The 10,221-nt window shown below is 35.8% G+C and carries 6 protein-coding genes, 1 pseudogene and 1 riboswitch; of the genes and pseudogenes, 3 read left to right on the top strand and 4 right to left on the bottom strand.

The window, feature by feature from the left end; all coding sequences use genetic code 11:
* Together A9G30_RS13135 and A9G30_RS01905 are read left to right on the top strand one after the other, a co-directional pair.
* Nucleotides 1-207, top strand: a pseudogene (locus tag A9G30_RS13135) (hypothetical protein); the annotation flags it as partial.
* A 406-nt stretch (nucleotides 208-613) separates the two neighbouring features.
* Entirely contained in the window at nucleotides 614-889 is a 276-nt protein-coding gene (locus tag A9G30_RS01905; RefSeq protein WP_065579658.1) for a DUF7710 domain-containing protein, read from the top strand.
* Nucleotides 890-1,229: 340 nt separating this feature from the next.
* Here A9G30_RS01905 and pbpC read toward each other — a convergent pair whose 3' ends face one another.
* From pbpC to queD, 4 genes are all read right to left on the bottom strand, one after another.
* Nucleotides 1,230-3,590, bottom strand: a complete 2,361-nt coding sequence (pbpC, locus tag A9G30_RS01900) for a penicillin-binding protein 1C (RefSeq protein ID WP_065587872.1) — start codon at nucleotides 3,588-3,590, stop codon at nucleotides 1,230-1,232.
* A gap of 76 nt (nucleotides 3,591-3,666) precedes the next feature.
* Entirely contained in the window at nucleotides 3,667-5,400 is a 1,734-nt protein-coding gene (gene argS, locus A9G30_RS01895) for an arginine--tRNA ligase (RefSeq protein WP_065587871.1), read from the bottom strand.
* Nucleotides 5,401-5,901: 501 nt separating this feature from the next.
* Complete coding sequence (locus tag A9G30_RS01890; RefSeq protein ID WP_065587870.1) at nucleotides 5,902-6,516, bottom strand: 7-carboxy-7-deazaguanine synthase QueE; 615 nt, start codon at nucleotides 6,514-6,516, stop codon at nucleotides 5,902-5,904.
* Complete coding sequence (gene queD, locus A9G30_RS01885; RefSeq protein WP_065587869.1) at nucleotides 6,513-6,941, bottom strand: 6-carboxytetrahydropterin synthase QueD; 429 nt, start codon at nucleotides 6,939-6,941, stop codon at nucleotides 6,513-6,515. Before queD ends, A9G30_RS01890 begins: the two co-directional genes overlap by 4 nt.
* Before the next feature lie 3 nt (nucleotides 6,942-6,944).
* A riboswitch (PreQ1 riboswitch) is annotated at nucleotides 6,945-6,990 on the bottom strand.
* Between the two features lie 272 nt (nucleotides 6,991-7,262).
* On the opposite strand from queD, the gene clpB reads away from it, so the two are divergent.
* Nucleotides 7,263-9,833: an ATP-dependent chaperone ClpB gene (gene clpB / locus A9G30_RS01880; RefSeq protein ID WP_065587868.1), complete on the top strand. Its 2,571-nt coding sequence runs from the start codon at nucleotides 7,263-7,265 to the stop codon at nucleotides 9,831-9,833.
* Nucleotides 9,834-10,221: the final 388 nt, after the last annotated feature.

Genomic DNA, 10,221 nt, shown 5'->3' with positions numbered 1-10,221 from the left:
GGAATCGAGGCAAAAAATACAACGTTGAATGGGATCGCTACACTATTTGAATTCGATAATGATTCGGATTTTGAACCTTATGATATAAATTTGCATTTTGATAATGTATTTTATTATGTACTTGTGTTACCTGAACTAATTGAAAATTCAGTTTTTTGTCAGAATATACATAATTTATTTGTTAATATTCTTCATGAGAAAAAATAGAATAAATACTTATCCAACTACAGACGTTTTACCCTGCTAATCGCAATTGGGCTGCTAGATGGATTTAATCTGTATTAGTATGCGTCTAATGGATTGACTTGAGTCGATCCGTGGAGGTTACATGCCAGCTCAACTTTTCCTTCTACTATAATAGTTAAAGATAGTGATATTATCATTGAGTACTATTATCATGGGGGTCACCCTCTAGCACATGCTCACGTAAAAGGTGAAGGTTGAATGATAGGGGTTGGAGCTAATCGGAAACCAGTAAAAAGCGAACTTGAGTTAAATAAACAACAGCGCAGTGTTGTTGATCGAAATATATCAAAATTGGAAAGGGTTTAAATACAATTAAACGTTGGCTTAAATATAAAAATCATCGTAGTAGGGTATGTGGGAGAAAATAATGCAATCGTTTATATGGATTTTTCATGGAAATGAAGCTCAGTTTTGCTCAGGTGTTTATGAGGAGTTAAAACAGGCAGAAGACTTTATAAAAAAATATTGTTTAAGTGGGATTTTAACAAAGATGCCTCTAAATAAAAGTGTATATGAATGGGCTATTGAAAAAGGTTTTTTTGAGCCTAAAAGGGATTATCAACATAGTGGTAAGTTTATTCAAAATTTTACTAGTGCTTATTTGGTTCATTACCATTATCAAAATGGCGAGAGGATGGAATAAAAATGCTAATGACTTTGGTCTTTGTGTATTCAATATCTTCTCGATTAAGTAAAAACTCATACAGCTTATTGAACTCACGCCAAAGAAAACGACATAAGTTTAAAAGTCCTGCCTGCTTTTATTCTAAGGCGTTAAGGCCAATTGCACTTCATGGTGTAATCTAGGTGGGCTTAGTTGTAGGCAGTTGATCCGCATAATGCGATATTTTATTTTATTGAATTTGTCAACTAAACTAAAAATCATATTAATGAATTAGTAATTAATACAGTTAAATAATTAATGTAATTTAAATTCTCATTATGATCCTACGCCATTTAAAGTTAGCTATCATCATAATCGATTAATCAAAAAGTTCGATTTTAATTTTTCTAGAATTGCTTCGTCCCAAATCATCCATCACTAATATTTTGAATGTGCCACTTTGTGTTGGGATCCAGTTAATTGCATTTCTTGGATCTGTTTGCCCAATAAAATTATTATTAACAAACCAGTAAAGTGTTTTTACATTGCCATCACTGGTAGCTGTAAAACTGATTTGTTCATTTTTTTGTTTTGTTGATCTAAATTGATAAGCCACATTTTTAAGTGGTGAAGTTATTTTGGGTGGCTCACCTAAATAGTTTTGTGATGAACGGCAATGCTTGGTTGATGGTGGTGTTTTTTTAGGAATGCCGGCGCTTGCAAAAATAGCAGCTAAATCTGAAGGCCAGTATTCAAAAACAGCTAAGTGAGACGTTGTTAAGTCATAAGGCGGGCAAACTGCTTTACCTGTTTGGTTATCGATCATAACGGGTCTAAAAATCGTATCTGGATTAATTGGCGAAACGCCAGGAATAAACCATGTTTTGCCTTTTGCTTTGCACCATTGAGTTAATAAATTACCACTCGTTAGGCAAATATCAATACGCTTTAAATTAGGCGGTAATGGGCGATTCGGTTTATGTAAGTTAGGATAATAAGCATTTATACTATCAACAATGTTAAAAAAAAGTGGCGTAGCAGCATCTACACCTACAAAAGCATTATTGCCACTACCATCAAAATTACCAAGCCAAACGACCATAGCGTAATGGCCAAAAGTTCCTGCTGTCCAAGCATCACGAAATCCCCATGATGTACCCGTCTTCCATGCAACAGGAATTATTTTATTTTGCATTTTACTAAGAACATCTTGTGGGCGAGTATTTTGTTTCAGCATATCAATTGTCATAAATGCCGCTTGAGGGCTTAACAATTGTTGCGGTTCGGGTAACGTATGTTGTGGCTTGGGTAATATCGTTGGTTCAGTAAATTTTAATGGTTGCCAACGCCCTTCATTAGCTAACATGGCATACAGTCCAACTAATTCTTGCGCACTAATTTCACCGCCGCCGAGAACTAGAGATAAACCATAATGTGATTCATCAGCAAGTTTTTGAATGTGGGCATTAACTAAGAATTGATAAAAAGAGGGATTATGTAATTTAGAAGCAACCGTTACTGCAGGTATATTACGGCTATGAATTAATGCATCGGTTGCTGAGATAGGACCACGAAAGTTACGATCAAAATTTTCAGGAGTATATGCCCCAAAATCGGTGGCAACATCCTTTAGAATAGTACGAGGATGCAAAACGCCTTGATCAATGCCTAGCGCATAAATAAACGGTTTAAGTGTAGAGCCAGGTGAGCGTTTGGCAAGCGTGCCGTTAACTTGACCTTGAATAGAATTACCAAAGTAATTTGCCGATCCTAACAGCGCCTTAACCTGCATGGTTTGTGTATCAACCAAAATCACCGATGCATTATTAATGTTTTTTAAACGGCTTCGTTCAATAAACAAATTAACTTGCCGACTAATGATTTTTTGCAAATTACTATCTAACGTCGTTTTAACTTCTTGAGCATCGCTATGGTGTTGTTGAATTATCTGATTAACAAAATGAGGCGCACCAAAAGGCATTTGTTCAGGTTGACGTAAAACTAATTTTTGCAAAAAAAGAGCAGCAATATTGCTATCTACATCATATTTTTCTTGCCAGCGTTCAAATAATTGATTTCTGGCTTTTACTAATGCTTTACCTGCAAATCCTGTTTTACGATCAATACGGTATGTTGGTGATTGAGGTAGAACCACTAGCGTTAATGCTTCAGGTAAATTCATTTGCGATGGAGGCTTATTAAAATAGATTAACGATGCTGCACCAATACTTTCAATATTGCGCCCGAAAGGCGCATAATTTAAATAAGCCTCTAAAATATCATGCTTAGAATACATCAACTCTAATTGTATCGCTCGAGCAATTTGATGCAATTTACCGCCAATATTTTTAGTATTTAACTGCCAACGCATTCGTGCTAACTGCATGGTAATGGTTGATGCACCTTGACGATTACCCCCACCTAAATAGGTTGCGCCAAAAGCTCTAGCTAAACTAAATGGATTAATACCGATATGATAATAAAACCACTGATCTTCGTGTAATAGTAGCCCATTAATAATATCGGGTGAAACATCCTCTAAAGGTGTCCATAAACGATACCGATCATCGTTGGCTAATGTCATTCGAATGAGTTGGTTATTGTCATCATAATAGCGTTTTGAAAAAGTTAGTGGTTCACAAAGAGGTGGATGTGGATACAAACGAATCACAAGGATAGCAATAAATAATAGCAACAAAGCCATTAACTTATTTTGATGACGAACAATAAATCCAATCATATTTAGTTATAAAAATTAAAATGTAATATATTTAAGCAAAAATGCCACTTATGCATTAGCATAGGCGGCGACTTAACTACATTTTATCAACCGTCTTAATACCTAACATGTCAAGACCAGTTTTAAGTGTTTTCGCTGTTAAAGAGGCTAATTTTAAACGGCTTTGTTTTAAACTTTCGCTTTCGGCTGCTAAAATAGGGCAGTTTTCATAAAAGCTTGAAAACAGCGTTGCAATTTCATAAAGATAAGCACAAAGCACATGAGGTGTTCCTTCACTAGCTACAATTGAAATAGTTTCATCAAACTGAATTAAACGCATTGCTAAAGCTCGTTCTTTGTCTGTGTCTAAACTAATTTTGCCTGTTAAACTGTCTTCGTTAATATTTTCTTTTTTAAATATGGACAGTACTCGAGTGTAAGCATATTGCAAATAAGGTGCGGTATTACCTTCAAATGACAACATATTATCCCAATCAAACACATAATCGGTAGTACGATTTTTTGAAAGATCGGCATATTTAACAGCACCAATAGCGACAGCATCAACTATTTGGGCAAGCTCACTGTCAGATAATTCAGGATTTTTACTACGAATTAACGTTGTTGCACGTTCACACGCTTCATCTAACAAATCATTTAATTTAACGGTATCACCAGAGCGAGTTTTAAATGGCTTGCCATCTTTACCCAACATCATACCAAACATATGGTGTTCTAGTTTTAATGATTCAGGCACATACTTCGCTTTATGAACAATTGTCCAAACTTGCTCTAAATGTTGATGTTGGCGGGAGTCAATATAATAAAGAATACGATCAGCATGTAATGTTTCGTAACGGTATTTAACGCAAGCAATATCAGTTGTCGCATAAAGGTAGCCACCATCACGTTTTTGGATGATAACGCCCATTGGTTCGCCTTCTTTGTTTTTATACTCATCAAGAAAAACAACAATCGCCCCTTCACTTTCAACCGCAAGCCCTTTCTGTTTTAAATCGGCAACGATATTAGGTAGCATGCTGTTATAGATGCTTTCACCCATGGTGTCTTCAAGCGATAAGGTAACATTTAAACGTTGATAAGTGGCAATATTTTGCGTCATGGTAATATCAACTAGCTTGCGCCACATATCACGACAATATTCATCGCCACCTTGTAATTTCACTACATAATTACGCGCTTTTTCGGCAAATACTTCGTCTTCGTCATAATGTTTTTTAGCTGCGCGATAGAAAGATTCTAAATCTGATAGCGCCATGTCATTAGCATGCTCATTTTGCATTTTTTCAAGATAAGCAATTAACATACCAAACTGAGTGCCCCAGTCTCCAACATGGTTAGCACGGATAACGTGATGACCTAAAAAAGATAAAACACGAACACTGGCATCGCCAATAATTGTTGAGCGCAAATGCCCAACATGCATCTCTTTTGCCACATTAGGCGCAGAATAATCAACCACAATGGTTTGAGATTTTGCAGGTAAAGTAATGTTAAGTTTATCACTGCTTAAAGCAATTTCATTTTGCTCAGCAATCCAACTATTTTTTAAAAAGATATTGATAAACCCAGGACCTGCAATCTCAACTTTTTCAGCAATATCATCAACATCAAGATGTTGTAAAACTGTCTGAGCAAGTTCCCGAGGTGGCATGCCTAGCTTTTTGGCAATTGACATAACGCCATTAGCTTGATAATCGCCAAATTGCACTTTAGTTGATTGCTTAATTAGCGCATCGCAGTTCTTATCTGCACCCGCCATAATCATTGCTTGCGAAACACGTTGTGTTAATAATTGTTGAATATTCACACTAAACCTAACTAATTATAATAAAATGACCAATATAATACCGACAAAGTCGATAATTGTCACTGATTGCATAAGTGGCTCGATGGTTTTTGCTTAAAGAAAAAGTGAAAAATTTAAGTAAAATCGATATTCTACTTTATGATTTATTATAAATAACCCTATTTGATTATTTGTCAGTATATTTAGGGCTGCAAAAAACATCAATAAAATCAATGGCTTTTCTGAATGATTTTTAAACAAAAAAATAAACTTATTTTGTGGATTATGTGTTTGGAGAACATTTGTGATTATCAATACCCCTTTTTACTAGCAAAGCTTAAAGAATCGACATAAAGCCACTTCATATCAACAAAAACCACTAAAAAATGGAGCAAAATGAAGTTATTTTATTAATTTAAGCAAATAGTGACTTATCTAATTAACTTTCATTATCTTTTTATTTAAAATTTTCTATTCAATCTCATTCTCCAATATTTAACGAGTTAGATTAAAAAATAGACACTATTCAATATCTGCAAGTTTATGACTTTGTATATTCAATAACCATTTATTATCTAATCGATTTTCGTTAATTTTTCCCAGTAGTTTTATGGTATCAAATATATTGAATGCACCATCTTTTTCACAAGGTGAAAGATAATAGCGTTTTGCCTGTATCTGAGTTTCGATATATTGGCAAAAAGCAATAAAATCACGGTGGTTTTCGGTAACAATTCGCACTTCATTGGCTGTTGGTTGGACTATTTTTTGATAGTGCGACTGGTAGCAAAATTTCGGGCTGAGGGCAATATAATCAATAAGCGCATCGACTTTGCCAAGACCGTTACTTTCAATGGCAATAAAATAACCAGCATTTTTTAATGACAAAAGTAGCTGTGGTAACGCTTTAACCCTAGTGGGTTCACCCCCTGTAATAATAATGTTTTTACTTTTGTATTCGCTTACTTTTGCTATTAATGCCTCTAAGGTAAATCGAGTAAATTGGCGAAAGTTAGTATCACACCAAGCACAATTTAAATTACAGCCTGCAAAGCGGATAAAAATAGCAGGCATTCCCGTATTATAACCTTCGCCTTGTAAAGATTCGAAGATTTCAACTATGCGAAATTCGATCATTTTGGGCTCCGATAATATTCACAATATGAAGTTGGTGTTTCCCATAATTTGATCATCGAAACAGGCAAATATTTAGATAAGCAATCAAAAATAAATTTACTCATCCCTTCTGCAGTTGTTCGGCACGGTAAGGCAAAGACTTTGCGATCCATTTCTTGCAATAATGTAGCAATACGGCACTCATTTCTATTATTTTGATTATAAAGGTAAGCGTGATCAAAAGGATCGACAATATACTTTTTAGCAATCATTTTTAGATCGGCATAATCCATTACCATATCTTGACTTGAACCACTATCGATAAGATCACCGCTAATTTCGACTAATAAGCGGTAAGTATGACCATGCAGGTTATGACACTTTTTATTGTGTCCATCTAGCATATGACAAGCATCAAATTGAAACTCTTTGGCTATTTTGAACATGTTGTATTCCTAGTTTTTTTACGTGGGATGGGTTACGAACCACGGTTAGCACGCCTAACAAAATAAAGGTGTTAATATAATGGATAAAAGTTGATTTGTCATCTTTCAACACTGGTTGAACGTGTATTTATGTATTGCAAACAACTTTATTTTGATGCTAATTAAGTTTTTTAAATACTCGCTAATTTACTGTACAAATTTTATAAAAAATATTTTAAATTTGCTCTTGAAATTTAGGTTGCAACACTCATTTAGATATCATGCAAATGGGTTGAATGTATACACGTTTAACTCAAATCTATTGCTCAGGAGATAAATACGATGAGGTTAGATAAATTAACAAACAAGTTTCAACAAGCTTTAGCTGATGCGCAGTCAATGGCATTAGGTAAAGACAATCAATATATAGAGCCTGTGCATGTTCTATCAGCCATGTTTAATCAAGAAGGCAGCAGTGTAGCGCCATTGTTAGCTTCAGCGGGTGCAAATGTAGCTATTTTACAACAAGAATTAACTCAGGCGATTGATCGATTACCGCAAGTTCAGGGTGTGGGTGGGGAGGTTATTCCATCACAAGAGTTTGTCCGTACACTTAATTTGTGCGATAAATTATCGCAAAAAAATGGTGACAGTTATATATCATCAGAGCTCTTTATCTTAGCTGCTTTAGAAGATAAAGGTAGCCTAAGTGATATTCTTAAAAAATCAGGTGTCAATAAAGACAAGTTTAGCCAAGCCGTCAATCAAGTAAGAGGTAGTGATAACGTGAATGATCCTAATGCAGAAGATCAACGAGGTGCGTTGAAAAAATATACCATTGATTTAACGCAACGGGCAGAACAAGGCAAACTTGATCCTGTTATTGGGCGTGATGAAGAAATTCGTCGAACTATTCAGGTATTACAGCGTCGTACTAAAAATAATCCCGTATTAATTGGTGAGCCAGGTGTAGGTAAAACCGCTATTGTTGAAGGATTAGCACAACGTATCGTTAACCGTGAAGTACCTGAAGGATTGCGTAATAAACGCGTTTTATCATTAGATATGGGTGCCTTGATTGCAGGTGCAAAATATCGTGGCGAATTTGAAGAACGCTTAAAGGCTGTACTTAAAGATTTAGCGAAAGAAGAAGGCCGTATTATATTATTTATTGACGAAATCCATACCATGGTTGGAGCAGGGAAAAGCGATGGTGCAATGGATGCTGGTAATATGTTAAAACCAGCACTGGCTCGAGGGGAATTACATTGCGTTGGTGCAACAACGTTAGACGAATATCGCCAATATATTGAAAAAGATCCTGCGTTAGAGCGTCGTTTTCAAAAAGTGTATGTTGCCGAGCCAACTGTTGAAGACACGATTGCTATTTTGCGAGGATTAAAAGAACGTTACGAATTGCATCATCATGTGCAAATTACCGATCCAGCCATTGTCGCTGCGGCAACGTTATCGCATCGTTATATTTCTGATCGTATGTTACCTGACAAAGCGATTGATTTAATTGATGAAGCGGCATCAAGTATTCGTATGCAAATGGATTCAAAACCGGAATCGTTAGATCGACTTGAAAGACGTATTATTCAACTCAAACTTGAGCAGCAAGCGCTTAAAAAAGAGTCTGATGATGCTAGTAAAAAACGTCTTGAGATGCTAAATGATGAACTTGCTGAAAAAGAAAAAGAATATGCATCACTTGAAGAAGAATGGAAGTCAGAAAAAGCGGCTGTTTCGGGTACGCAAAGCATTAAAGCTGAACTTGAAAAAGCACGTACTGAAATAGAGCAAGCACGTCGCGCTGGTGATCTGAATAAAATGTCTGAATTACAATACGGTAAAATTCCAGAACTCGAAAAGAAACTTGCTTCAGCAACACAGTTAGAAGGCAAAACAATGAAGTTATTGCGCAACAAAGTGACTGATAACGAAATTGCTGAGGTGTTGTCTAAAGCGACCGGTATTCCGGTTTCTAGAATGCTTGAGAGCGAAAAAGACAAATTATTACATATGGAAGATGCCTTACATAAACGTGTAATAGGTCAAAATGAAGCGGTTGTTGCTGTAGCTAATGCGATTCGTCGTAGTCGGGCTGGGCTTTCTGATCCTAATAAACCAATTGGATCGTTCCTATTTTTGGGACCAACAGGGGTCGGTAAAACTGAACTTTGCAAATCACTGGCTAACTTTATGTTTGACAGCGAAGATGCCATGGTACGTATTGATATGTCAGAGTTTATGGAAAAACACTCCGTTGCTCGCTTAATTGGCGCACCTCCTGGCTATGTCGGTTATGAAGAAGGGGGTTATTTAACCGAAGCAGTAAGGCGTCGTCCATACTCAGTGATATTACTTGATGAAGTTGAAAAAGCGCACCCAGATGTCTTTAATATCTTACTGCAAGTATTAGATGATGGGCGTTTAACGGATGGTCAAGGTCGCACGGTTGATTTTCGTAATACCGTCATAATTATGACATCAAACTTAGGATCTGACTTAATTCAAGGTCAAGTTGATCTAAGTTATGACGAAATGAAAGCTCTAGTGATGACAGTTGTAACTAAAAATTTTAGACCAGAATTTATTAATCGTATTGACGAAACAGTGGTATTCCACCCATTAGGTCAAGAAAACATCAAAGCGATTGCAAAAATTCAGTTGGCGCATGTTGAAAAACGCTTAGATGAACGTGGTTACCAAATGGATATTACTGATGCAGCGCTTGAACATCTTGCTAAAGTGGGCTTCGATCCAATTTATGGTGCAAGACCGTTAAAACGCGCAATTCAACAAGAGATTGAAAATCCATTAGCGCAACAAATACTGTCAGGCAAATTAGTCCCAGGTAAAACCATTCATTTGGATTTAGTTGGTGATAATATCGAAGCTAAACAGTAAGCAAACATAAATTTACAAACCGACCTGTTAGGGTCGGTTTTTTTATATTAGAATGGCGTTATCGTTTAGCAAAAAATCTTGAATTTCTTGTATAAAGAATAATAGCGTCACCCTATAATTTATGACGTTTTACATTATCAGACAAGTTAACGGTGCTTGTTGAATTACGTAGCGAGTGGCGTTTTTTATCTGTAACCGATTGATCAATTACCGCTAATCCCTTGTTATTCACTTGATTAATAAAACCTTGTTTCTTAAATTTAATTTATCAATAGCATGTATGCCTATAGCCGCCCCTAGTTTATTAGCAATGCTTGAGTAAATGAAATATTCAATTAATTTTTTGTATATTAAATAACTAAAATATACATGTTTGATGATAGTGCAT

Origin of the sequence: Gilliamella sp. Fer4-1 (genome assembly GCF_001690515.1) — a bacterium.
In the GTDB taxonomy this organism is placed as follows: Bacteria; Pseudomonadota; Gammaproteobacteria; order Enterobacterales; family Orbaceae; genus Gilliamella; species Gilliamella apicola_C.
This window is presented reverse-complemented; position numbering and strand designations above follow the sequence as displayed.

Bases quoted from the DNA above. Each gene is read 5' to 3' on its own strand.
- A9G30_RS01905 (WP_065579658.1), top strand. From the start codon at position 614: ATGCAATCGTTTATATGGATTTTTCATGGAAATGAAGCTCAGTTTTGC.
- pbpC (WP_065587872.1), bottom strand. From the start codon at position 3,590: ATGATTGGATTTATTGTTCGTCATCAAAATAAGTTAATGGCTTTGTTG.
- A9G30_RS01890 (WP_065587870.1), bottom strand. From the start codon at position 6,516: ATGATCGAATTTCGCATAGTTGAAATCTTCGAATCTTTACAAGGCGAA.
- queD (WP_065587869.1), bottom strand. From the start codon at position 6,941: ATGTTCAAAATAGCCAAAGAGTTTCAATTTGATGCTTGTCATATGCTA.
- clpB (WP_065587868.1), top strand. From the start codon at position 7,263: ATGAGGTTAGATAAATTAACAAACAAGTTTCAACAAGCTTTAGCTGAT.